The 24,253-nt window shown below is 58.8% G+C and carries 19 protein-coding genes and 4 pseudogenes; 13 read left to right on the top strand and 10 right to left on the bottom strand.

Annotated elements, in window-relative coordinates:
- Positions 1-76: 76 nt before the first annotated feature.
- The 6 genes and pseudogenes from Q4577_RS21390 to Q4577_RS21365 all read right to left on the bottom strand — a co-directional run.
- Positions 77-226 (bottom strand): annotated as a pseudogene (locus Q4577_RS21390) (IS5/IS1182 family transposase); the annotation flags it as partial.
- Between the two features lie 221 nt (positions 227-447).
- A pseudogene (locus tag Q4577_RS21385) lies at positions 448-2,086 on the bottom strand (DNA-binding protein); the annotation flags it as partial.
- Positions 2,087-2,264: 178 nt separating this feature from the next.
- Positions 2,265-3,476 (bottom strand): plasmid replication protein RepC, encoded by a 1,212-nt coding sequence (gene repC / locus Q4577_RS21380; RefSeq protein ID WP_303472999.1) that lies wholly within the window; start codon positions 3,474-3,476, stop codon positions 2,265-2,267.
- A gap of 213 nt (positions 3,477-3,689) precedes the next feature.
- The gene (gene repB / locus Q4577_RS21375) at positions 3,690-4,619 is read right to left on the bottom strand and encodes a plasmid partitioning protein RepB (RefSeq protein WP_303473001.1); all 930 of its coding nucleotides are present in this window, start codon (positions 4,617-4,619) and stop codon (positions 3,690-3,692) included.
- Entirely contained in the window at positions 4,603-5,796 is a 1,194-nt protein-coding gene (gene repA, locus Q4577_RS21370; protein ID WP_303473004.1) for a plasmid partitioning protein RepA, read from the bottom strand. Before repA ends, repB begins: the two co-directional genes overlap by 17 nt.
- Before the next feature lie 191 nt (positions 5,797-5,987).
- Positions 5,988-6,200 (bottom strand): annotated as a pseudogene (locus Q4577_RS21365) (recombinase family protein); the annotation flags it as partial.
- A gap of 375 nt (positions 6,201-6,575) precedes the next feature.
- Between Q4577_RS21365 and Q4577_RS21360 the strand changes: the two are divergent.
- The 9 genes from Q4577_RS21360 to Q4577_RS21320 all read left to right on the top strand — a co-directional run bounded on the left by Q4577_RS21360 (position 6,576) and on the right by Q4577_RS21320 (position 16,629).
- Positions 6,576-7,783 (top strand): IS3 family transposase gene (locus Q4577_RS21360; protein ID WP_303473006.1). Its coding sequence is split into 2 segments (ribosomal slippage): positions 6,576-6,909 and positions 6,909-7,783, totalling 1,209 coding nucleotides; the frame shifts between segments, so codons are not numbered across the junction.
- A 570-nt stretch (positions 7,784-8,353) separates the two neighbouring features.
- Positions 8,354-9,358, top strand: coding sequence for a TRAP transporter substrate-binding protein (locus Q4577_RS21355; RefSeq protein WP_303473007.1), 1,005 nt, complete (start codon positions 8,354-8,356; stop codon positions 9,356-9,358).
- 41 nt (positions 9,359-9,399) lie between these two features.
- Positions 9,400-9,915: a TRAP transporter small permease gene (locus Q4577_RS21350; RefSeq protein WP_303473009.1), complete on the top strand. Its 516-nt coding sequence runs from the start codon at positions 9,400-9,402 to the stop codon at positions 9,913-9,915.
- Positions 9,899-11,182: a TRAP transporter large permease gene (locus Q4577_RS21345; RefSeq protein ID WP_303473012.1), complete on the top strand. Its 1,284-nt coding sequence runs from the start codon at positions 9,899-9,901 to the stop codon at positions 11,180-11,182. The genes Q4577_RS21350 and Q4577_RS21345 overlap by 17 nt, the downstream gene beginning before the upstream one ends.
- Before the next feature lie 11 nt (positions 11,183-11,193).
- Positions 11,194-11,637 (top strand): MaoC family dehydratase, encoded by a 444-nt coding sequence (locus Q4577_RS21340; protein ID WP_303473014.1) that lies wholly within the window; start codon positions 11,194-11,196, stop codon positions 11,635-11,637.
- A 24-nt stretch (positions 11,638-11,661) separates the two neighbouring features.
- Positions 11,662-12,429, top strand: a complete 768-nt coding sequence (locus Q4577_RS21335; RefSeq protein ID WP_303473015.1) for an IclR family transcriptional regulator — start codon at positions 11,662-11,664, stop codon at positions 12,427-12,429.
- A 10-nt stretch (positions 12,430-12,439) separates the two neighbouring features.
- Entirely contained in the window at positions 12,440-13,969 is a 1,530-nt protein-coding gene (locus Q4577_RS21330) for a CoA-transferase (RefSeq protein WP_303473017.1), read from the top strand.
- 10 nt (positions 13,970-13,979) lie between these two features.
- Entirely contained in the window at positions 13,980-15,695 is a 1,716-nt protein-coding gene (locus tag Q4577_RS21325; protein WP_303473018.1) for an FAD-binding protein, read from the top strand.
- Positions 15,696-15,711: 16 nt separating this feature from the next.
- Positions 15,712-16,629, top strand: coding sequence for a dihydrodipicolinate synthase family protein (locus Q4577_RS21320; protein ID WP_303473020.1), 918 nt, complete (start codon positions 15,712-15,714; stop codon positions 16,627-16,629).
- A gap of 67 nt (positions 16,630-16,696) precedes the next feature.
- Here the strand turns inward: Q4577_RS21320 and Q4577_RS21315 are convergent.
- The 4 genes and pseudogenes from Q4577_RS21315 to Q4577_RS21300 all read right to left on the bottom strand — a co-directional run bounded on the left by Q4577_RS21315 (position 16,697) and on the right by Q4577_RS21300 (position 19,855).
- Positions 16,697-17,407 (bottom strand): annotated as a pseudogene (locus tag Q4577_RS21315) (IS6 family transposase).
- A 260-nt stretch (positions 17,408-17,667) separates the two neighbouring features.
- Complete coding sequence (locus Q4577_RS21310) at positions 17,668-18,642, bottom strand: alpha/beta hydrolase (protein ID WP_303472923.1); 975 nt, start codon at positions 18,640-18,642, stop codon at positions 17,668-17,670.
- Positions 18,627-18,971, bottom strand: a complete 345-nt coding sequence (locus Q4577_RS21305) for a RidA family protein (RefSeq protein WP_303472925.1) — start codon at positions 18,969-18,971, stop codon at positions 18,627-18,629. Before Q4577_RS21305 ends, Q4577_RS21310 begins: the two co-directional genes overlap by 16 nt.
- Before the next feature lie 11 nt (positions 18,972-18,982).
- Positions 18,983-19,855, bottom strand: a complete 873-nt coding sequence (locus tag Q4577_RS21300) for an MBL fold metallo-hydrolase (RefSeq protein WP_303472927.1) — start codon at positions 19,853-19,855, stop codon at positions 18,983-18,985.
- A 102-nt stretch (positions 19,856-19,957) separates the two neighbouring features.
- Here Q4577_RS21300 and Q4577_RS21295 point away from each other — a divergent pair, with 102 nt between their 5' ends.
- From Q4577_RS21295 to Q4577_RS21280, 4 genes are all read left to right on the top strand, one after another.
- Entirely contained in the window at positions 19,958-20,911 is a 954-nt protein-coding gene (locus tag Q4577_RS21295; protein WP_368397948.1) for a LysR family transcriptional regulator, read from the top strand.
- Positions 20,912-21,111: 200 nt separating this feature from the next.
- The gene (locus Q4577_RS21290; protein ID WP_303472929.1) at positions 21,112-21,966 is read left to right on the top strand and encodes a branched-chain amino acid ABC transporter permease; all 855 of its coding nucleotides are present in this window, start codon (positions 21,112-21,114) and stop codon (positions 21,964-21,966) included.
- Position 21,967: 1 nt separating this feature from the next.
- Positions 21,968-23,188, top strand: coding sequence for a substrate-binding protein (locus Q4577_RS21285; RefSeq protein WP_303472931.1), 1,221 nt, complete (start codon positions 21,968-21,970; stop codon positions 23,186-23,188).
- A gap of 45 nt (positions 23,189-23,233) precedes the next feature.
- Positions 23,234-24,250 (top strand): branched-chain amino acid ABC transporter permease, encoded by a 1,017-nt coding sequence (locus tag Q4577_RS21280; RefSeq protein WP_303472933.1) that lies wholly within the window; start codon positions 23,234-23,236, stop codon positions 24,248-24,250.
- Positions 24,251-24,253 lie beyond the last annotated feature (3 nt).

The following is a 24,253-nucleotide window of genomic DNA, read 5'->3' as shown; positions in this document are numbered from 1 at the left end:
GCGGTCTCGGGAAAGGGTCGGGTCTGGTTCTACACGCCCAGCAACGCAACCGAAATCCGTAACTTTGCGACACTACCCCAGTCCGTGAAACCCAGAAAATCCCTTCAATAACAAGACGATGGGTGAAAGGTTTACGTCCATTCGGGGCGCGGACCGTCAGAATGAAATGCTCGAAGAGCATCCACTCATCGTCCGACATCAGCTCTCGTGCCAAGCTGGTCTCCATCGCAGATACCAGCTTGAAACATGATCACCAGATGGCCAGAAACCCTTTTGTCAACACGTCCTAGCCTCCAGTGGGCATTGGTCCAATCAAGCCGGGTGTATCTCGTGCCACAAGACTACCGCACGGCGGCGCTTTCATCGACAAATGTATGTATAAAGCGCGCTATTCTCCAGTTCGGACACAAGTCCAATAATGTATTATCGGACGTAAAAGATTTACGCCTGCCCTTCCGCACCTTCGAGTGCTGCCAGATCGTGACGGCGAAGAACCTCAGGCAACCAGCCGCTGCCTTTCAGCAGACGCTCGGCTTCGGTCGCCATCTCGCCCTTCTCCAGGTGATCGAGGAGTTGCGCCGTCCCCTCCCCTTTCGCCTCGCGCACAGCCTCGAGGATCCGCACCTTGGGCAAGCGGGTCAGGTAGGTATCGGCCGTCGGCTCCCAGCCCGCCTCGACCATGTCGAGTTTGACCGCCTGTGCGACCAAGTCAGGCTGGGTCATCCGCTGGGTCAAACCGCTGGCGGAGATACCGGCACCATAGGGGTTCACCTTCTCATGCAGCGCGTTGATCCCGAAGCTGAGACAATGCGCGAGGAGTGACAACCGACTCGCCTGATCGAGGGAAGCCAGATAGTCCCAGAGAGCGGCATCGCCACCGAGCGGCAGGTCGGCTTCCCACTCCGCATGGCGATCGTCCACCAGCTTGGCAACCACGCTGCCCTTCAGATCGCTCGCCTGCGCGGACATGTAGACGTGACGCACCGATGCCTCGAGGCAGCTGTCGGCCGAATTGGATGTCCGGAAGGTGTCATTGACGAGCTTCAGGAGCAGCAGCCTCAGCGCGACCTCAGGTGAACGCCCGACTGCCTCGCGCAAGCCCAGGGTGCGGTGCGCCGTCAGCTCCATGACCAGCTGCTTTGGCAAGGGCTTAAACCTACCATCGTCCTCGTTGTCGGGCTCGTTGGCGGCAAGCGCCTGACCGGCAGAGGTGATCACCGTGCCATGGCCTACACCTTCCGCGGCGCTCGGGGCTGAAAGCGCAGCGCCCTGCCCGTCTTCCGCCTGTTCACCGCTGTGGACGTCGACGTCTGCCCGTGGCTCATCCTCAGGCCGCACGAAACCCCGATAAACTGCAAGCACGCCAGAGCGCTCAAGCGTCACGAAAGTCCCTGCCCGTGCGATCTCCCCCGCGTCGAAAATCAGCGGCCGGGCCTCGAGTTTCTCCATCGCGACTTCCAACTCGCCAAGACGCGCGTCGATCTCCTCGGGGAATTCATCCTGGTCCTCGTATTCCTCCTCGAGCGCCCGGTACTCGGCAAGCAGATTGGCATGGGCCGCGCCTTCATCATCGGCGCCGGGTTTCCGGTCAGCCGCCGCAAACCGTGGCTGTAGCCATAGGGCAGATCGAGCGAGACTCCGGTCCATTTCCAACCTTCGGTCGCGATCGCTTCGGCTTCAGCCTGAAGCTTCTCGCTGACCAGACCATCGAGCAGGGCAGGGTCTTCCAGCCACCAGACTCATAAGCCTCGACTCCGACAAAGACGGCACGACGGTCAGACGCGCGCACCGAGGTTTCCGTCAGCATGCGTCGGATCTGATAAGGCTCCTTGTTCCAGGACGACTTGATCACATCCCAGACCTGAACCTGGCGGTCATGATCCGGATTGACCGTGAAGGCCATCAGCTGCTCCAGCGTCATGTCGTCCTCGGCAAAAAGTTCAAGAAGGGCAGGGGCCACGGCGGCCAGTTCCTCGACCGAGATGCCGGCCTTGATGCGCCGAACGTTGGACTGGCTCAGCAAGAGCTTGTCGAAGGGGATGTCCCGGGACGGGGACAGGGTGACTTTCTGGGCAGATTTCGCCATCAGATCTTCTCCAAGACGGGCGCTGGAAGCCACTCTTCCAATCACACTTCCTGTCACACTCAAACCAACAACCCTTTCCTTCTCATATTCTGACGCTCGCGAGACAGGACTTTAACAGCTGTTAAAGTCCTGTCTCGCGGTGGCGGATCAGTACGCAATCTCTCAACCTTAACAGCTGTTAAGCTGCAGATCGTCGCCCAATCAATCCCATGACCATCGACCCACAGGAAAACTCGCCGGCCGCAGCTTTGGCAGTCAAAGCGCGCAAGTATCCACCAGGCGATCTGATCTCGGCAAAGCGTTCTAGCATTGCAGCAATGACTATTGACGCCTGTTCCGGCCCCATGAGCCGTTGGGCTTCTTCCCATGCGGACACACAAATCCCCATAGCTGGCCGTACATGGGAAGCGGCGTCGAAGAGCTGATGCCAATGTCGGATTTCACTTTGGTAGAAGTTTTTGAGCGACGGACATGCCGCGATCACCAAATGGAGTGGGATCTTTGGCACGCGTAGTGTGACTGGTTTTTCCACTTCAGACAAAAGCTCATCTGTTTCCACATCTGAGACGCGGATCACGATCTTGCGTTTTTCTGAAGCCGGATCAAAATCTATAGATTCTTTATTTGATTTAAGATGGTGCTGCTCAAATCGGGCATCATTGGTGTTCATTTCTTCTGTTTCAGGGCCATCAATGACGTTGCGTGCTTGGTCGAGGAGAGTTTCAAGATCGGCTCGATAGGCCGATAGGTCATCGAAGGAAAGCTTGCGGCGAAGCGCGCGCGCTGTGAGGGCGGCCGCGTCACGAAGCTGATCCCAGAGGCCTAGGCCTGGCTGCATCTCGTCTCCGAACTCCGCTAGGGCCGCGAGATCACGCCGCATGAGGCTCACGACCTCCCTCAGACGCCTGACACACTCCTCGGCCTCACGTACGGCCTCTGCGGCCCGTGCGATCTCCTCGGACAGGTAGTAAAGCGGGGAAAGATCAAAGCCAAAGGCGACGCGCTCTTCGCCGTGCCGGCGGACGTAGCGCTTCCCATTGGGGCTATCACGCCGCTGGAGCAAGCCAGCTTCAATAAGACGCGCGAGGTGACGACGCATCGTAGAGCAGGGCATGCCATTCAGGCGCTCACAGATCGTCTTGTTCGAGGGGAAGACCACCATCTCAGTGTTCCCGCCAAGCGCATCGTCCGGAAAGAAGCTGAGAAGTCCCTGCAAAACAGTCAGATCACGTTCTGAGACCCCAAAGGCCGATTGCGCCTTGGAGAGCTCGCGTAGGAGTTCCCACTTGTTGACGGGTCTGGCCGGAACAGATGGCTCGGGCCGCTCGATCACACGCAGATGGGCGTGTGTCATCGGCCGCTTAAACGGTGAAATTGGTGTGTACTCCATGAAAACGTTCACGAAGGCAAAATTTCTACGGCCCGCGAATCGCTTTGCGCTTGCGGGGTAGGGGCCAGAACGCTACAATCAGAAGTGCGAAAACTGAGATTTTGTAGCGGGCTGATCCCGGTGCGAAACCTTACAGAGGTCTCGTGAAGCTAGCTTCTCGGGGCCTTTTTCTTTTTGCCTGTATCGTGCCTCCTTCTTGTTGGTTGCTCTTCCTCAGTCTCCTGAACGCTTCCAGCGCTCATGAAGTTCGGTAATCAGCTTTGGGGCATTGCCCTCCAACCAGCTGATAAAATCAGGTTCGTCCGTAGTCAGATCGAGTTTAAGCTGCTTGCCTTGGCGGCCGGTCTTGACCGTCGCAGCACCGACACCGGGGATCGCCAAAGCAAGCACGCCCTTCCTAGACGGGCTTGCTTGCTTCTCTGCGCTCTTCGCAGCTGCTAGAACTGCGAGAAACGCACGCTCAGAAACCTCATCGACCGAGCCGGAACTTTCGGACTTGGCTGCATGAGCTACGGCTTGCAGTTGGTCTCGATCACCGTCGTAGGCACCCAAAGCCTTTTTGAGCTCTTCCCATCTCGGGCGACCAATCCCGGGAGCCGCACCAATTGCCTGGATGAGTTCCTCGCCGACCGTCCGAACGACACTCAAGAGTTGTGAAACCCCAGCTTCGTGGAGGTTAAGGACTTCGGCGACACCTCGATTGGTGCGCTCAGCCCCTTCCAAATGGTCACCGTCCAGAAGCGCCGTCGCAACAAGCGCACGTTCAATAAAGCTAAGATCACGACGCTCTTGGTTCTCGAGAAGCTGATCTCGAAGTGCTTGATCGCCTTCAACCTCTGTGACGATGGCTCGAACTTTGATACCGAGTTCGCGACATGCTTCCAAGCGTCTGCGGCCATAGATCAGGTTGTAGCGATCGCCTTCCAGTGGGCGGACCAATACAGGCACACGCTGACCGTTCTTGGAGATAGAGTTCTTCAGGCCCTCAACTTCAATCTGAAGCCTGTCATCCAACCGTCCTTCGGTAACAATCTGCGCCGGATCGATCTCAAATACACCGCCACGCAGTCGGCGCCCTTCAAGAGCGTCAGGAGCGTTGCGAAGGGTCTGCAGCGGCAGGCCGAGTTTAGGCTTTCTTGCCATTCCGCCCCCATGTGTTCTGGATGATTTCAGCGATCTCATCGTTGACTGCGTTCATGGATTCGATCGCACGATCAAACGTCTGACGCGTGAAGTCCTTCTTGTCAGCTTCGTAGAGCGTTTGTTTGGTCAAGCCGGCATCAGAAATTGCGGTCGATTCAACCATGTGATTGGTCAGGACCGACCTCCCGAACAGTCCGCGAATGAAAGCGATGACTTCAGTTTGTGGCGCGTCGCCGACTTTGTATCGCGTTGGCAAAAAACGCAGCCAATCGAAGCGCAGATTTGCGCCTGCATCCCTGATCACTCCCAGGAGATCCGCGGTCATTCGCAGGAATTGGGACATCGACATGAGGTCAAGCATCTGCGGGTGAACCGTCACGAGGACACCCGAGGACGCGGAAAGTGCTGACATCGTCAAGAAACCAAGCTGCGGCGGGCAGTCGATCACAACAACGTCGTAGTTCGCTTCAACACTATCGAGTGCGTCATGAACTCTCGCGAAGAACGCTTTCGCTCCGCCTCGCTGGATAGCAGCAGGCGTCTCGTGCTCGAACTCCATGAGTTCAAGGTTGCCCGGGATAAGATCAAGGCCGCGGATGTAGGTCTTGCGGATCACTTCGGCGATCGGAACCGGATCGTCATAGCGAACGGCATCATAGAGGGTTCCGCCCTCCATAAGGTCGAGTTCTGGCTGGATTCCGTGAAGAGCCGAAAGAGATGCTTGGGGGTCGAGATCGATCGCAAGAACCCTGTACCCCTTGAGCGCCAAGCGTTGAGCGAGGTGAGCAGACGTCGTCGTTTTGCCAGAGCCGCCCTTGAAGTTCACCACTGAAATGACTTGAAGCTCGTCATCGTCGCGACGCCCAGGCACGTAAGTTCCAGACTTTTTTGCGTTTCCTTCAAGCGTCTGCCGGATTTCCCAGATATCGTCGAGCGTATAGCGGCGATGACTTCCTGCCGTCGTTTCGACGTCAACGATCTTTCCTTCTCGATGAAGCTTCCGAAGATAGGTATGATCCACGCCAAGAAGCTCAGCAGCTTCGCCGCTGGTCAAAGTGCGCATGACCTTCTTTGCATCCGGAGGGAAATGGGCAGCTCGCTGGGCGTGCAGGTTCGATGCGAGAAGTTCCGCATAGTGCCCGATGGCGATGTCTAGATCCTGATCTGTTTCGCTCATGTCTGCCCCGATCCGTGGGCGCGTTTTTTATGTGTCCGCGCGTTATTTTTCGAGACTATTGCCCGAGCGGGCAGATTCGTGCAAGCACTTTCTAGATTTAGTGGCAACTGGTTAGGCCAACACAAGTACCTTCTTCAGAGGAGCCCCAGCTTTTTTGCGCGCTCCAGTAGCACTCTGACTGAGGAAGGCTCCTAGCGGGCGCGACCGCGAGGGGTGCGCTCACGCATGGTTTTCAGTCGGTCGCAGATTGCCTGCAGCGTGATATCAGGATCCGCACCTTTGATAGCTACGGTAATTGTCGGCAGGTGATCGTCGGTTTCGCGACGTCCAGCACGTCCAAGCACTTCAGCAGGCAGGAACCCGTCCCGCACATATGCCTTTACAGCGCGGAGTGAACGGCTTTGAGGCCCGCGCGGCCGTCGGTCGGCCTGCGCCTCTTCAGCACCTTTCAGTGCGCTGGCGGGCTCTGACGGTGGTGATCTTGCACGATCTCTTTGGAGCAGATCTGGTGCCCGGTGCTGTCCTGCCGGAGATCGCCCTCGTAATGTTTCGGCGTGCAGCCCCATCGTCGTGGCCGTCGGAGGGTCGCGCTGCATGGACCGGCAAAGGAGCGGAACGAGTCCACAGATTGAGCAAGAGGCCAATCCACCGGTCAAATGGAAATTTCCTCGACGAGAGAGGCGATTTCGACCGAATCCATCCATGTGAACTGGCCCCCATTTCGACCGGACACCTCGGCCTGCGCCTGGAGGCTTAAGGATAGCCTTAAGCATGTGCATATGTCTGAGCTTGAAATTATTACCGATGGTGGTCGCCGTCGGCGCTGGTCTGCGTCCGAGAAGCTGCGGATTGTGGAGGAAACCCTTCATGACAGTGAGAGCATTTCTGCGGTTGCCCGTCGCAATGGCGTCGCACCCAATCTCCTGTATCGTTGGCGAAAGTTGATGCTGGAAGGAGGAAGCGTCGCTGTGGCCCAAGACGACAGCGTGACCGGAAACAAGATCGTCCGTGAAATGGAAGCCCGCATCCGTGAGCTCGAGCGCCAGCTGGGCCGCAAGACGATGGAGGTGGAAATCCTGAAGGACGCACTCGACAAGACACGGTTAAAAAAACTGACCTTGCGTGTGCAGTCGTTGAAACGGGACGATTTGCCATGAAAGTCGTTGCCGAAACTCTGGGCGTGTCCCGCTCGAACCTGCATGAGCGGCTGAATGGGAGGGCGAAGCCGTGTCGGGGCTATCATAAAGCCCAGGACGCGGCGGTGTTGCCACGCATCGAGCGGTTGGTGGCGAAGCGCCCCACATACGGCTACCGCCGGATCACTGCAGTGCTGAACCGTGAACTCAAGGCGGAAGGCCTTGCGCCTGTTAACCACAAGCGCGTCTATCGGATCATGAAGCGCAACAACCTGCTGCTTGAGCGCTCCGGGTTTGACCGGCCCGAGCGCATTCATGACGGCAAGGTCATCATGATGCGGTCGAACCTGCGTTGGTGCTCTGACGGATTGGAGTTCACCTGCTGGAACGGGGACGTGATCCGCCTGGCCTTCCTGATCGACGCCCATGACCGCGAGATCATCTCCTGGCGCGCCGTTGCCAATGCAGGGATCAGCGGCTCGGACGTGCGTGATATGCTGCTGGAGGCGGTCGAGGCGCGCTTCGGCACCTTCCGTGCGCCAGAAATCATCGAGGTCTTGACCGACAATGGCAGCGCCTACACGGCAAAGGAAACCCGCATCTTTGCCCGTCAGCTTGGGTTGAAACCCTGCTTCACACCGGTGGCAAGCCCGCAATCCAACGGCATGTCGGAAGCTTTCGTCAAGACGCTCGAGCGCGACTATGTCCGCGTGAACCCTTTGCCTGATGCGGAAACCGTTCTGAGATTGATAGGAGACTGGATCGAAGACTATAACGACAACCACCCACACAGCGGCCTGAAATGGAAATCGCCTCGCGAGTTCATCAGGGCCGAAACTGAAACCGCTTAGGTGTCCGGTGAAACGGGGGCCAATTCACCATGAAACTGAAACGACATTTGTCATGGTGTGGCGTAAATCTTGTATGTCCGATAATGCAAACTTATAGGGCGCGAATAAGTGCGGATGAGTGAGGCGCTTAGTGCGGCTTAATATGACATAAACCGCCGCTCCAAATTGCTCCATGGCATGACCTCTTCCGCGCATGATCCCAGGACAGACATTTGTATCCACCACCGCTTGCCTGAGATCGGATTACCTCGGGGTGTATCGAAACCTTTGACGATGTGGCGTTCTAGTCGGGCGCGACGCAGGCTCCTTCCTGCGCCCCGGCAAAATGCCCGCACCAGTCGGTGAAATCTGTTTTTCTCGGTCTTTTTGCCCGGCAAACCAACGGTGATCGGGCAACCACTGGTGCCCGGGGTCAAGCGAAACAGTCACACCGCCCTTAGTGTGATTCACCAGTGAAACCAACAATGTGCGGCCATACCGTACGGCGTACGAAAAGTTTTGACAGCAATCGGGTGCCCTCAATATGCAAAGGCTCGTGCGGATGATCCGTACGAGTGGAGGAGACCCAAAATGAAATTGATGAACAAGACGACGCAGCTTTTATCCGCCGCAGCCTGTTCTTTGGTCGCGAGCGCATTCGCGGCCGGCGCGCAGGAGATCGTACTGACGGCTGGAACGGAATCCAATGAAGACGGGCTGTATTATCGTACGTTGAGTTTGGTCGACGACCACCTCAGGGAGACAACAGACGGCAAGGTTGCACTGGATATCTATCCGAACCAGCAGTTGGGAAATGAAGCCAGCATGATCGAAGGTTTGCGCAATGGCGCCTTGGATGTCGCGGTTGTTGGGGGTGCCAACTTTGCGAGTTTCCTGCCGGAATTCCAGATCTTCAGCGTGCCATACATCTTTCGCGATTATGAAACCTATCGGGCTGCCATGGCGCCGGACAGTTCTGTCTGGTCGTTGATGCAGTCAAAGGTTTCCGAGGCGGAACTGGGGCTTCAGCTTATGGCACCGACAACGGTCGGAAGCCGCTGGGTGGCAAATTCCGAAGGCGAGGTTGTCAGCCCCTCTGACATGCAATCACTCGGGCTGCGGATGCGGGTCCAGAGCAACCCGATCGAAGCCGAGGTGTGGGGCGGATATGGCGCGCAACCTGTGAACATGCCGATGCCCGAGGTGGTCGCGGCTATGCGGCAAGGGGTGGTGCAGGCCGTCGAAAACGCACCGGATATCCTCTATACCTACAAGATCCACGAAGCCGCAAAATACCTGTCGCGGACGGATCATTCCTTTTACGTTGCTTTGGTGCTGATGGGCGACCGTGCGCTGGACAAGGTTCCTGCGGATCTCCGCCCGGCGGTGGAGGAAGCTTTTGCCATGGCTGGCCAGCAGCTTCTCGATGAATCTGTCGCGGCCCAGAAACGCGCGGTTGACGGGTTGATTGCGGAGGGTGCGATCATCACCGAAGTCGACAAGGCAGCCTTTCGCGCGCCGTTGGGCGATCTTTACGACCGTGTCGCAAAGGAAGCTGGCGCCGAAGATCTTTTGACCGCCATTCAAGGCCTCTGAGCCACCTGTGAGGAAACTTCGGAACAAGGGAGTAGGCGGCGATGTCGCATCAAGTTGAACGCCTGGGGCGGGTTGCGCGCCTACTCGAAATAATGACACTGAATTTCTGTGCGCTGTTGGCCGTGTTGATGAGCGTTACGCTGCTGGCCGAGCTGGTCGCCCGCAATCTGTTCGGCAGCACGCTGATCTGGTCAGCGGAATTTGCCACCATGTGCTTTGTCTGGATTGCGTTTCTGGGCAGCACGGCGGCGGCCCGACGCGGCGATCATTTCAGTGTCGATCTGATTGGCCGCTGGGCCACTACCGGCAGCCGTTTTGAGTTCTGGTTGCGGGTGCTGACGGCCGGGATTTTTGCAGGCTTCGGGGCCGTGTTGCTGGTCGCTGGCATTGGCTTTGCCGAAGCGGGAATGCGCCGCTTCAGTTTCAGTCTCGGGATGCCGCAGGGCTATACGATGATGATCATGCCACTGTCGGGGGCGCTATTCCTGTTTTACGGCTGTGTCGAGCTTCTTGAACTTTTTACCAACAAGGAGCAGTCAAATGTCGAATGCGCCTGAAATCACGCTGCTGTTCGGCAGCTTCCTTGTGCTGTTGATCCTGCGGGTGCCTTTGGCTCTCTGCCTCGCGGCCTCGACCTTTCTGGCGATGATGGTGGCGGGGCTGCCCCCCGTCCTGGTGGTCGAGCGGCTTTATGCGGCGCTGGATTACTTTCCCTTGTTGGCGATACCGTTCTTCATTCTGGCCGGTTTTCTGATGAACCAGGGCAATATCGCGGAACGGTTCTTTGACCTGGCGCAAGCGATGGTTGGGCATATTCGCGGCGGGCTGGCCCAGGTGAACGTGCTCGTGTCCATGATGTTCGCCTCCGTGTCTGGCACGGCCTCCGCCGATACGGCGGGCGTCGGGTCCATGGTCATTCCTGCCATGGTCAGGAAAGGCTATTCGCCGGGGTTTTCCGCTGCGATCACTGCGGCGTCTTCGACCATGGGGGCGATCATCCCGCCCAGCGTCTTGATGGTCGTCTATGGGTCTTTGGCGAATCTGTCGATAACGCGGTTGTTTCTGGCGGGGATCGTGCCGGGTCTGTTGGTGGGGTTGTCGCAGATGGCAATTGCCTACCACCGGGCGGTGCGCGACGACATGCCCCGCGAACAGCGGCCGGATCGTCGCCGTTTCATCCAGGCCGCACGGCGTGCGGTGTTGCCCATGGGGGTGCCGATCATCATTATCGGTGGCATTCTGGGGGCGATTTTCACCCCGACCGAAGCGGGCGTTGTTGCCGTGGCCTATGCGGTCGTGTTGATTGTGATCCTGCGCAGCATATCGCTAAGGGAACTGCCCCGGATCACCCGCGAAGCGGTGTTGATGGTGGCGCTCCCGAGCTTTGCCATCGCTGCGGCCGTGGCATTCGGCTGGATGATTGCGTTCCTGAAGGTGCCGAACATGGTCGGCGACCTGATCCAGGGATACGACATTGGCGCACAGGGCGGCCTGATCTTTATCGTGGCAATCTTTCTGGTGATGGGGTGCTTCATCGATGGCGTGCCGGCGATGATCATCTTCTTGCCCGTGGCCCAGAAGGTTGCGGTGGTGACCGGGATCGACCCGTTGCATATGGCGATGGTGATCGTGATGACCGCGGCGCTTGGTCTTGTCACGCCACCTTTTGGTCTATGCATCCTGATCGCAGGCAAGATCGCGGGGGTGCCGACGCCGGTCATCGTGCGCGAAACCATGATCTTTGTGGTCGCGTTCGCGGTGCTGATTCTCGCCATCATCTTTGTCCCGGGCATCGTCTTGTTCCTGCCTGAAACCTTTTCTTGAAAGCGAGTCCCATGATTGCCAGTGAGGCCATGAAACAGGTGCGTGTCGGAGAGCGCCACGCCATCCGAAAGACGGTCAGCGAAACCGATGTCTATCTTTATGCCGGGATCGTGGGGGATTTTCATCCCAATCACACCGACGAAATTTATGCCCGAGAGCACCTGGGCCGACGTGTGGCGCATGGTGCGCTGCTGCCGGGTTTCGTGTCGCGCGCAACGGTCGAGCTGATTGGCGACCGGCTGACGCCGCCGGGCTATGCGGCGCAGGAATTCCGGCTGAAGATGATTGCGCCGGTCTTTATCGGCGACACCATCGAAGTGTCCGTCGAGGTCAGCGAATTGATCACGGAACGGCGCAAGGTTCTCATGCGGACCGAGATACGAAATCAGGATGCGATCCTTTGTGCGCTTGGCGACACCACCGTGAAGGTGCTGGCAGGCCGGAATGGACCGTAGACGGCGACAACAGAGGAAACCCAGATGACCCAACCCCGAAAACCCGTCCGTTCCGTCCTGCGTGCCGCGGCCGTCCTCAAAGCTATTGGCGCGGGGGCAAAAGGCCCGAGCGCGATTGCCGCCGAATTGGAAATCAGCAAGGGCACCGTGTTCGATCTGCTCAAGACGCTGGAAACCGTAGGCTTCGTCCGTCAGGATGAGAGCAGCGAGAAATACCTACTTGGCCCGGCCCTGATGCGGCTGGCGATGAACGGGTCCAACCAATTGAACGTGGTGCAGATCTGTGCCCCGCATCTGCAACGGCTGTCCGATGAAATCGGAGAGGTGGCGCATCTGGGGCAGCGCGACGGATACAACACGATCTATCTGTACCGCGCCGCCAGCGAACGCGCCAATCGGCTGCTGAACCTGAACAGCCTGATTGGCGCGCATTCACCGCTGCACTGCACGTCGATGGGAAAGATCTTTCTGGCGCAGCTGTCGGATCAGGAGTTTGCAGAGTTCCTGACCCGGGACCACACGCAATTCACGGCCTTCACGCTCTGCGATGCAGAGTCGCTGTTGGCAGAGCGGGACAGGGTACGGGAAAGCGGATTCGCCACCAATATCGGCGAATTTGAGGAGGGCGTTTCCTCGGTCGCGGTGCCGCTGCGCTTTGCGACTGGGTCGATCACCCATGGCATCAACATCGCAATGCCCACGATACGCATGCCTGAGGCGCTTATCCCGAAGCTGGCGGAAAAGCTGCATCAGACGGCGGCGGAAATCGAGAAGGATTTTGGACTGAAATGAGGAAACTGGCATGAAACCCGTAAAGATCATTTCGGCCCAGGATGCCGCCGAGCTGGTGCAGGATGGCGCGACCCTGGCGATATGCGGCTGCGAGAATGTGCTGACGCCCGACGCGTTGCTTTCCGCCCTTGGGCAGAGATTTGTCCGCAGCGGCGCCCCTGTTGCGCTGACGGAATTGCACCCGATCATCGTCGGCATGGGCGAGGGGCGCGGTTTGGAAAACCTGGCGCATCGCGGCATGGTGAAACGCGCCATCGGCAGCGGGTACAGTTATCTGAAATCCTCAAAATACACTGCGCTGCTCAAGGAAGATGCATTCGAAGCGCATGTCATGCCAATGGGCACGATCTTTCAGATGCTGCGCGATTGCGCCGCCGGGCGCCGGCGGACTCTGACCCGGATCGGGCTGTCAACCTTTGTCGATCCTGCGGTCGAAGGTGGCTGCATGAATGCGGCCGCGATCCAGTCTCTGTCGCGCCATGTGGATATCGAGGGCGAAACACACCTAGCGTATGATGTTGTTCCAATCGATGTCGCCTTTTTGCGCGGCACGACCGCGGACGAGAACGGCAATATCAGTTTTGAGGATGAGCCGGTTTCGCTGGGTGCGCGGATCATGGCGCAAGCGGCCAAGGCCTCGGGTGGGAAAGTTATCGTTCAGGTGCGGCGCATGACGCAGTCGGGGTCGCTCCATCCGCGGATGGTCGAGATTCCCGGCATCTTTGTTGACGCGGTTGTGGTGGTGCCGGATCAACCGTTTTCCGGCGGCGAGGCACTGAACCCGGCGCTGACCGGGGAGACAAGGCTGCCGGCGAAATCCGTCGGGGCCGTCCCGCCGGGTATTGCGCGTATCGTGGCAAGCCGCGCCAGCGCCGAGGTCAAAGATGGCGAGACCGTCAATCTGGGGGTCGGCATGCCGATCGAGGTGCCGAAGATCCTGCATGAACGCGCTGCAGCCCCGCACGCGACCTATTTTCCCGAACATGGGTCGGTGGGGGGCATTCCCGGGGATCGCGCGATTTTCGGCACCAACATCAACCCCGACGCCATCATCGACAGCACGAGTGTTTTTGACTGTTTTCAGGGCGGGGGCCTGGACATCACGTTTCTGGGCTGTGGCCAGATCGACAGCGCAGGCAATGTGAACGTGTCGAAGTTCAACGGCATCGTTCCGGGCTGCGGGGGATTCATCGACATCATCAGCCGCACGCCCCGCATTGTATTCTGTGGGTCGTTTTCGGCCGGCGGTCTTGATGTCATGGTTGCGGATGGCGACCTGAAAATCCTCACCGAAGGGCGACATTCCAAATTCGTTCCCGAGGTCGAGCAGATCACATTCAGCGCCGAACTTGCCCTGCAACGGGGGCAACAGGTGCTGTATGTCACGGAACGTGCCGTGTTCCAGCTCAGCGCGCAAGGTCTTGAACTTATTGAAATTGCGCCGGGCGTTGACCTTGAACAGCAGGTGCGGCGTCAGATCCCCTTTCCGATCACCATATCCGACAGGCTGACAAAGATCGCGCCGCAGCATTTTACCTGAGGAGGGCCCCATGACGGATTTCGAAACGATCACCACAGATGTTCTGGTTGTAGGAAGCGGCGGTGCCGCATTGCGCGCCATTCTTGCCGCCAGTGACGGCGGGGCGGATGTGACCGTCGTCGTCAAAAACGAGTTTCGCAAAAGCGGGGCCACCTTTTACAGCGTGGCAGAGGTGGGCGCCTATAACGTCCCCGATGGCGCCGGAGATCCAAGCGACAGCCCAGAGGTTTTCGCCAGGGATATCCTGACAGCGGCCCAGGGCATGGCCGATCCGAGGCTGGTGGATATCCTGGTGACCGAAGCCGAACGCTCTTTGCAGTATCTGGAAGACAAAGGCGTCCATTTCGAGCGGGAGGGCAGTGATTATCTTGCGTTTCGGGCTTGTTTTTCGTCCAAACCCCGGTCGCATGTTCTGAAAGATCACTTCAAACCGATCATCAAGGCCCTGGGTCAAGAGGCCTCTCGCCGGGGGATCAAGGTCCGCGATCGGATGATGGTGGTCGGTTTGCTGGAACGCGACGGCACATGTCACGGCGCCCTTGCCATGGATAGAGATGGAAACCCGGTCGTGATCCGCGCGAAATCCGTGATCCTGACCACTGGCGGCGCCAGCCAGCTGTTTGCCAAGAACCTCTATCCATCGGATATCACCGGCGACGGATATGCGATGGCCTATCGCGCCGGTGCGCAACTGGCCAACATGGAGTTCATGCAGGCCGGGGTCAGCATCATTGATCCCTTCATCAACCTGTTCGGCAATTATCTGTGGGACGCATCGCCGAACCTGACAGACCGCGATGGCAGGCCCTTCATGCCGGATTATTTGCCCTCGGATCTTACTTCCGCTGAGGTCATTCAAGAAAAGGAGCGGCACTTTCCTTTCAGTTCATCCGACATTTCCCGTTACATCGAAATTTCGATCCAGAGCGCCATCAATGATGGTCGCGGCACGGAAAAGGGGGGCGTCTATCTTGATTTCAAGGGATGCGACTTTGATAGGTTGCTGGCGGACAAATCGCGTTCCTTTGCGCGAATGTGGCCGCTCACCCATGCGTGGTACAAAGAGAAAGGCATCGATCTATATACCGATCCTGTGCAGATAACCTGTTCTGCGCATGCGATAAACGGGGGCCTGCGCATCGACGGGAATGCGGAAAGCTCGCTGAAGGGGCTGTTTGCATCTGGTGAAACCGCGGCCGGGCCGCATGGCGCCGACCGGCTTGGCGGGAATATGGCGATGACCTGTCAGGTGTTTGGGGCTCGCGGTGGCGCGGCCGCCGCAGCGCGGGCCAAGGCGATGCCGCATGAGGATCTTGGCAATATGGCCGAGGCGCATTTGGCGTTTCTTGCCAGTTTCGCGCGACAGGGCGGCGACACCGGACCCGGTCTTCGCGCGGAGCTTCAGGATGCTGCCAACCGACATTTGCTGATCCTGCGCAACGAGGTCGGCTTGACGCAATTTTTGTCAGACCTCGACGCACTTCAACATCGGCTGAAAACCAATGCCGCCGCCGACACGGCAGAGGCCTTTGTGCACCTGATTGAAACAGACAACTTGATCGAAACAGCGCGCATGATGGCGCGGGCGGCATTGGCCCGACGGGAAAGCCGTGGCAGCCATTACCGCGAAGATGCTCCGGCTTCGGTGCCGGACTTCGATCAGAGCCAGATCATCGAACGGACGCATTCGCATGGCGGGTTCTTTGCGAAACTTGAAACGCTGTAAGCCAAGGATTTCCATAATGACTCATCAAAATAATTCCGGCATCTGGCCGGTTGCTCCGACGCCGTTTCGTACCGACGGGGCAATTGATCTTGAGGCGATGAAGCGTGTGCTTGATTGTCTGATCGATCAGGGCGCGGATGGAATTTGCATCCTTGCCAATTTTTCCGAACAATTTCTGCTGTCGGATGCAGAGCGAGAGATCCTGACGCGGTTGTCGATCGAGCATGTGGCGGGCCGGGTGCCGGTGATCGTGACGATCAGCCATTACGCGACGCAAATCGCGGTCGAACGCGCGCGGCTCGCCAAGAGCCTGGGGGCGGCCAGTGTCATGATGATGCCGCCCTATCACGGTGCGACCCTCAAGGGCACGCCAGAGCAGACCTTTGCGCAGTTCGCAGCAGTGGGGGAGGTTGGCATTCCGATCATGGTACAGGATGCGCCGATGTCCGGTGTCGATTTGTCTGTGCCGCTTCTGGTGCGCATGGCCAATGAGATCGAGATGGTCAAGCTCTTCAAGATTGAATGCCCGCGTGCGGCGGACAAGCTCCGGTCGCTTGTTGCCGAAGGCGGGGACGCAATCGAAGCCCCGTTCGACGGCGAAGAAGCAATCACGCTTCTGGCGGATCTTGATGCCGGTGCAACGGGGTCCATGACCAGCGGCATGATCGTGGATCAGATCAAACCCGTCATAACCCATTATCATGCTGGCCGCTTCGACGAGGCAACAGCCGCCTATGGTCGCGTGGCCATGGTCATCAACCATGAAAACCGGCAGTGCGGTTGGCAGGCGTGCAAAGCGGCCATGGTAGAGGGCGGGGTGATCGCCTCGGACTTTTGCCGCCAGCCGATTGTACCTTTGCATCCCGCGATCCGAACGCGTTTGATCGACCTTCTGAAACCTCTTGATCCGCTGGTGCTTCGCTGGGGAAAATGAGCCATGATCTGCGCATGGCTTTGTCAAGTTGCTGGTGTGTGGCTGAGTTGGTTGGTGAATTCCGAAATCAAGCGGCCAACTCGGCTGCGTAGCCGACCCACAAGCCGAACGCATCAGATCTGGCGTGCCGATAGGATTTCGCGAACAGACGGTGGCGCTTCGGACGAAACAGAATGGTGGCCTGATCATGCACGGACAGGAACGTCTGCGCCTGGCGCGGGGATTTGAACCGGCCCATCACTTTCTCGCGTCTTCGGGTATGTCTGTGGGACGCCTCGCTTCGATTGTTCAATCCCTTGTGCTGGCGGTGCTCGATGCCGGGTGCGATCTCCGCTTTGGCCGCGCCGTAGGATCACAACTTGGCCGTCACGAGAACTCGGGGCTTACCCCAACGTTTCATGAGTTTGCGCAGGAAACGCAGGGCAGCGGCCTTGTTGCGCCGCGACTGGACCAGGATGTCGAGTACATCCCCATTGGCATCGACTGCCCGCCAAAGCCAGTGGCTCCGTCCCTTGATCCGGAGCACAACCTCGTCGAGATACCATTTGTCGGCCGGCGCCGGACGGTCCCGACGGATCCTGGCGGCAAACTGCTGGCCAAAGCGGTTCACCCAATCCCGGATCGTCTCGTAAGACACCGTGACGCCGCGTTCCGCCAAAAGATCCTCGACGTCGCGCAGGCTCAGCGTGAACCGATGGTACGCCCAAACGGCGTAGCCAATGACGCTGCGTGGAAATCGGAAGCCCTTGATCCGGGACAAATCTTCGATGTTCAGCATGAGGGGGAACTACCCTGCCGCTTCGGCGTCAGCAACCTGACAGTGCCGTTACATTCGGAGGTGCGTAGAAGAAATCTTGGAACGGCCCGAGATCGCCGGAATGGGATGCCTGCCGATACGCAGGTCACGGGATGATCCGTCTCGCAAACATACTGGGCCGTTCAATTGTTTTTTCGGAAAAGGCCGGCACCGGCGATACCGGTGCCGCCAGTCGGTCGTCCACAGGGAGGTTGTAGAGGATGGGGTGTATTGCGACTTTGCTATCGCGTAGGCCCCATAAACATCTTTTTGAGGGCCGCAGCGGTTTCCCCGATTAGCACAGTCGTTTCCGGCATCACGCCCCCCATGGTCAAGAAGCCGTGAATTTGACCCGGAAAATGCCTGTGTTCGACCGTGACGCTTTCGCGCCTTAGTTTGTCGGCATAGGCGATGCCCTCATCCCTGAGCGGGTCGTGGCCGCAGGTTGCGACATAGGCGCGGGGCAGCCCGGCCAATGATTTCGCCAAAAGTGGCGATGCACGCCAATCCGCGCGGGTGGCAACATTGGGCAGGTACTGTGCCGCGAACCAATCCAACGCCGCACCGTTCAAGGTCGGGCCGTTCCTGAATTCCTGACGGGACGGGGTTTCCGTCACAAAAGTGGTCGCAGGATATAGCAGGACCTGACCACAGGGCGCGGGGTGCTGGGTGTCGCGTAGCAAAAGAGTCAGCACCGCAGCGATATTGGCCCCCGCGCTGTCCCCGCCGACGGCGATCTGATCGCGGTCCAGGCCGATCGCATCCGCCTCTTGGATCAGGTAGGAATAGGCCGCCACCGCGTCCTCGGTCGCCGCAGGGAAGGGGTGTTCCGGCGCAAGCGCGTAATCCACCGCGATCACAGCACAGCCTGCTGCATTCGCGATGGCCCGGCAGGCGTTGTCATGTGTGTCAAGGCCGCCCGACACCCAGCCACCTGAATGAAAGAACAGCAGCGCGGCCAAACTGTCCTCGGCGCGGGTGCCCCAGGCACGATAGATCCGAAGCGCCGGGCGGGGGCCGTTGCGGTCGATGGTATGAACCACGGCGACTTCTTGGCGCAGTGGCGCAAGCGCCTTTCTGCTTTCCCGGAATGATGTGCGGGCGGTTTCCGGCGTGCCCTTTTCCAGGCCCGGCGCAGCGGCGGCCAGGGCCGCATCGACAAGCCGTTGCGCCCCCGGATCAAGTGGACCGGCGAGCGGTGTTACCGGGATGTCCATGCCATCGCCTCGATTTCGATCAAAGCACCGGGGGCCGTCAACGCAGAGACCACCGTTGAACGTGCGGGCATGTGATCGCCAAATGCCGCCGCATATGCGTCGTTGAACGCAGCGAAATCATCCGCATTCACCAACCAAACAGAGGTTTTTCCGACATCCAGCAAGGTCATGCCTTGTTCAGAAAGAAGCGTTTCAATCCGCTTGAGAATGCGGTTCGTTTGTTCGGTGATATCACCCGAAATCACACCGTTTTCGTCAAAGCCAAGTTGACCGGAGGTGATGACGGTATCGCCGTTGCGTACATAGGGGGCTAGGTGAACTTTGGCCATGGTCGGGTTCCTTATTCATGGGTCCAGGTAAAGCGGTCGTTGACGCGTTTGATACGTCCAACGGCAGAGCCGCCGAGGTGTGTGCCAAAAAAAAGCGCATTGGTGTCGGCACAGAATTCCAGCGCCCAGAGCCGAGACCGCCGCGCGGTTTCGGGGTCTTCGCAAAAGACGGAATTCCATTCAGGGTGAAAGACCTGCGCCTGATTGTGTAGCACGTCCCCGCCAAACATCAGCATATCGGTGTCTGTCTTGATCGATATCGACATGTGACCAGGGCTGTGGCCTGGGGTCGAATGGAACGTCAGCCCGTCGATTGGATCATATGCGCCGGGGGCGATTTCTTCGGCCTGTCCGGCGGTGATGATTGGCAAAATGCTGTCTTCGTAAAGTCCGGCTGCGGGCCCCTCGTGAAAGAACGGGCGACGCGCGACCGCGCCTTCGACCTGGCCCCAAACATAGCGGGCATTGGGAAAGGTCGGGGTCCATTGGTTTCCGTCCCATGTGGTGTTCCAACCGACGTGGTCCGTGTGAATATGGGTGCAAAGCACGAAATCGACGTCGTCCGGGTCTACCCCGGCTGCGGAAAGGCGGGGCAGGTAGTCGGTGTTGAGGTTGTTGAACCCGTCAAAGGCTCGCGCCCGTCCGTTGCCGACCCCCGTGTCGACAAGGATGGTCAGCGCGTCGTTGCGGATCAGCCAAGAATGCACAGGCACAACCAGATCAGCGCCATTCGCGGCAAGCCCCGCCTGCATGCAGGTCCGAGTTTCGGGCGACAGGATGGCATCGTCCCAATCCGGAAAAAGCACCGTCGTCGGCAGGGCCAAGGCGACCTCGTCAATTCGGGAAATCGTCCAATTGCCGACCTTGCGGGTGTTGCAGGGCATGGCTGCCTCCTCACGGTTTACGACGTCACAGGTTGTGGAGTTGTTGAATTTGTTGCCCATGAGTAGTATAAATGAAGTTGTTCAATCAAATCGAGGCGACTGATGCAGGGTATCGACCACTTTAATCTCCGATCTTTCGACCTGAACCTCATGATCGCTTTTGATGCTCTTATGCAGGAGAGGAGTGTGACCCTCGCGGCGCGGCGCCTTAAGGTTCAGCAACCCGCGATGAGCCATACGCTTTCGACCCTGCGCACGCTTTTCGATGACGAATTGTTCGTGCGGGTCAAACAGACCATGGAACCGACGCACCGGGCGCTAGAGCTGCATGACCCGATCCGAAAAGTGCTGGCCCAGGCCCAGGACGTGTTGCGGGCCGGTCAGCCCTTTGATCCGCTGCGCAGCGACCGTCAATTCCGGATCGGAATGACCAACGGGATCGAGGTTCTGTTGCTGCCCGAATTGTCGACCGAACTGCGCCAGGTTGCCCCGAATGTGTCGCTATCGGCGCGGTCCGTGGATCCGGGCGACGCCGCTGATCTATTGGATGCTGGGGAATTGGACCTGGTCGTGGGGTGTTACAATCGCCCCAATTCATGGCAGCGCGGTGAACTGTTGTTCGAAGAGGGGGTGACCTGTTGTTTCAACCCCGAATTGCTGCGCTGTGCCAATCCGATTGGGTTGCAGACCTATGTGGAAACGCCGCATGCGGTTGTGTCGTTGAACGGCGATCTTTGGGGATGTTTGCGGCCTGGGCTAGAGGAAATCGAGGCAAAGTTGAACATCGTCGCATCGGGTCCGAATTTCCTGTCGGTTTTGATGATTGCGCGGGATAGCCCGATGTTAACCACGCTTCCGACCCGGATTGCCGAAGCCTATGCGCCCCTGTTTGGCTTGGCGACAAGCCGCGTTCCGCTTCCGTTTAGCCCCAATCCGATTTCGATGTCCTGGCCGATGCGGGCGGATCAAGAACCCGGAAGTATCTGGTTAAGATCAAGAATCCGAAGCGCCAGCTTTGTCCGATCACGCCAGCGGACGGAGTTTGCGGCGGAATAATCCCATGTGAATTGATCAAATCAATTCCGTTTATCACTTGCATCAATTTGACCGAATAGACATAGCGGCGCATCCTCTCCCGATCAATGAGCAGCTGGTTCCAATGCATCTGATGCATGGACCACCGGGGAAGGATGCCACATGCCAGGACACATATCCGATTCCATAGGTTTGACCCGTACCGCTATGGGCGGTGCGTCGTGATTGTTTCTCAGATTGTATTTGAGATCGTCAGCTATAGCGCGGTCATGCTGTTGATCGTGGTCGGCCTGGCGATTGTCGTGAACATGATGGGCATTTTCAACTTTGCCCATGGTGAATTCGTCCTCACCGGGGCCTATGTCCACTGGTCTTTGGTGACATTGGACGTGTCGCCGGTGCTGGCGATCCTGGCCGCGCCGCTTGCGGTTGGCCTGATGGGCGCGGCCCTGGAAATGACGGTGGTGCGGCGGTTCTATACCATTCCGGTGGCGGCGATGTTCGGCACCTATGCGATTGGTCTGATCCTGCGCGAGGTCATTCGTTGGGCCACCGGCGGCGTGTATCACTCTGTCCCCGAACCACTCACCGGGACGGTACAATTCCTGGGGGCGGTGATGCCGGCCTGGCGGCTTGTGATCATTGGTTGCGCGGTTGCGATGGCCTTGGCCAGCGTCCTGATCTTGAATCGCACCCATCTTGGCCTGCGTGCTCGCGCCGCGCTTGAGAACCCTCAGCTTGCCCGCGCTTCTGGCATGTCGACCAGCCGGATTTACACCGCAACTTTCGGGTTAAGCGCCGCGCTGGCCGGGCTGGCGGGGGCGCTGATCGTTCCGGTTTATTCCCTGTCCGGTGATCTTGGGCTGCGGTTCCTGATCCAAAGCTTTCTGGCCGTGCTGCTGGGGGGGGCGGACCTGATCGCGGGTGCGATGGCCGGGGCCGCCGCCATCGGGTCGCTGGCCACGGTCATGCCCTGGATCGTGTCACCCGCGTTTTCTGAAATTCTATTGGTTGTCATTGCTCTGACTACCATTCGCATGAAGCCCGGGGGGCTTCTCAACAGAGGAGGAAGCTAACATGAACGGTACGAACAACACCGAGATTTCCCGCCGTGGTTTCATCACGCAACTGACCGCAACCATCGGCGCGGTCGCGACAGGGGTCGGAAGCTGGGTCGCCCGCCCGGCGATGGCCGCAGGCGATCCCGTTAGGATCGGCATTGCGACGGATATCACCGGGTTTTTGGGGTTCGCCGGTGTGGCGGATGCCAATGTCGCACGCCTTGCCGTGGATCGTTTGAATGCGGCGGGGGGTCTGGATGGGCGACCCGTAGAGCTTTATATTGAAGATACGGCATCGGATGAATCCGCCGCTGTTGCAGCCGCGCGGAAACTGATCCAACAGGACAAGGTCGACGTCGTGATCGGCGGCATCCTCAGTTCCACCCGCAACGCGATGAAAGACATCATCGTTGGACGCGGCAAAAGCCTGTATATTTATCCGCAGCTTTATGAAGGCGGGGAATGCACGCCCTATGTCTATTGCACGGGTCCGACGCCTGCGCAGCAATGCGATCCGCTTATTCCCTGGTTGATCGAGAACGGTGGCAAACGCTTTGCCCTTCCGGCGGCGAATTTTCTGTGGCCCAGAAAGCTGAACGAATACGCCCGCAAAAAGATCGAAGAACATGGCGGCGAAGTTGTGTTCGAAGAATACCACACGCCGGATCAAATCGAATTCGGGGCAACCGTGTCGCGGATCATGGCCGAAAAGGCGGATGTCGTGTTCAACACCATCAGCCCGCCAGGCGTCAGCACCTTTTTCAAGCAATTGCACCAGGCCGGGTTCAACACCAATGGCGGGCGGCTGTGCTGTGCCTATTACGACGAAAACACCCTTGGCCTGAATCAGCCAGAAGAGATCGAAGGCCTAGCGACCTGTTTGGATTATTTCCGGGCGGTTTCTGACACGGATCAGGTGAGCGCCGAAATCCAGTCCGCCTATGATGCGGCGTTCCCCGACAGCGCGTTGATGTCCGCGGGCAGCGCGGCAACGGGCGTGTATCGCGGGGTGATGCTTTGGGCAGAGGCGGTCAAGTCGGCGGGTACGACAGAACGCGACGCGGTTGCGGTCGCGCTCGATTCCGCGCGGATCGAAGCCTCCCCTGGCGGCGCGGCGGCCATGGTGCCCGGAACACGCCATTGCGCCCTGCCGATGTATATCGCCGAAGCCACGGCAGGATCGTATCAGATCCGCGCCGGCAGCGACGGGGCAGTGGCCCCCGGTGAATGTGGATGACACGGCGGGGGCCTTTGGCCCCGCCATCTTTTGGGATCCTTTGGCATGACTGACACAGATACCATTCCCAACCGACGGTTTTGGCAAGTGAACCGATTGGTCGCGGCCGAACTGGTCACGCTTTGCGCTCTGGCGGTCTTGCCGGTTGTGCTGGCGGATCACATGACCGTCTTTTTGACCCGTGTGCTGCTGCTGTGCCTTCTCGCGCTGAGCTTTGATTTGGCCTGGGGCTATGGTGGCGTCATGAGCTTTGGCCAGGCGCTGTTTTTCGGCGCGGCCGGATATGCGGGGGGGCTGATGACGCGGGAACTGGAGGTGACCTCGGTATTTGCGGTCATACCCTTGACAGTGCTCGTCGGTATGGGATTGGCGGCGGCTGTTGGTGCGTTGATCCTATTGGCGAAACAGCGTCCGGCGATGATCGTTGTCGCGCTTGGGACCCTATCGGGGGCGTTTATCGCGGAACGATTGTTTCGGGGCTGGTATTGGGCCGGGGGGCAAAACGGTGTCGCGGGATTGCCCTATCTGGACGTTTTGGGCTGGGAGATCGCCGAAGGCGTGCCGTTTTACTACCTCGCTTTTGCCTGTGTCATCGTCGTCTATGCGACGTCCAGAGCATTGGTGCGGTCCCAGTTCGGCCTGACTCTGGCCGCCGCCAGACAGAACGAGGAGCGGACCGTGTTCCTGGGGGCGCCGGTTCAGGTGATGAAGCTGATGGTGTTTGTCTTCGCCGGTGGTGTCGCCGGGCTTGGCGGCGGATTGTATGCCTTTCATGAAGGGTTTGTCGGTCCGGTCCTGTTGGGCGTCGCCCTGTCAACCAAGGCGGTGATCTATGTCCTGTTGGGGGGCACCGGGACCTTGATCGGGGCCGTGTTGGGCGTGTTGGCGATTGAGGTGACGGGCTATCTGCTTGCGGATCGGTTTGCCTCCGCCTGGCCCATCCTGCTGGGCTGTATTTTGCTGGCGGTGATCCTGATCAAGCCATCGGGTTTGATCGGCCTGATCTCGTCTGATGCAGAACGGGCGGGCCGGTTCGGCATACGGTCCGGACGTGGGAGGTAGGGC

The sequence above is a fragment of the Marinovum sp. 2_MG-2023 genome (assembly GCF_030548265.1).
Taxonomy (GTDB): Bacteria; Pseudomonadota; Alphaproteobacteria; order Rhodobacterales; family Rhodobacteraceae; genus Marinovum.
The sequence above is the reverse complement of the archived record's forward strand: the minus strand, read 5'-3'. Positions and strand labels throughout refer to the sequence as shown.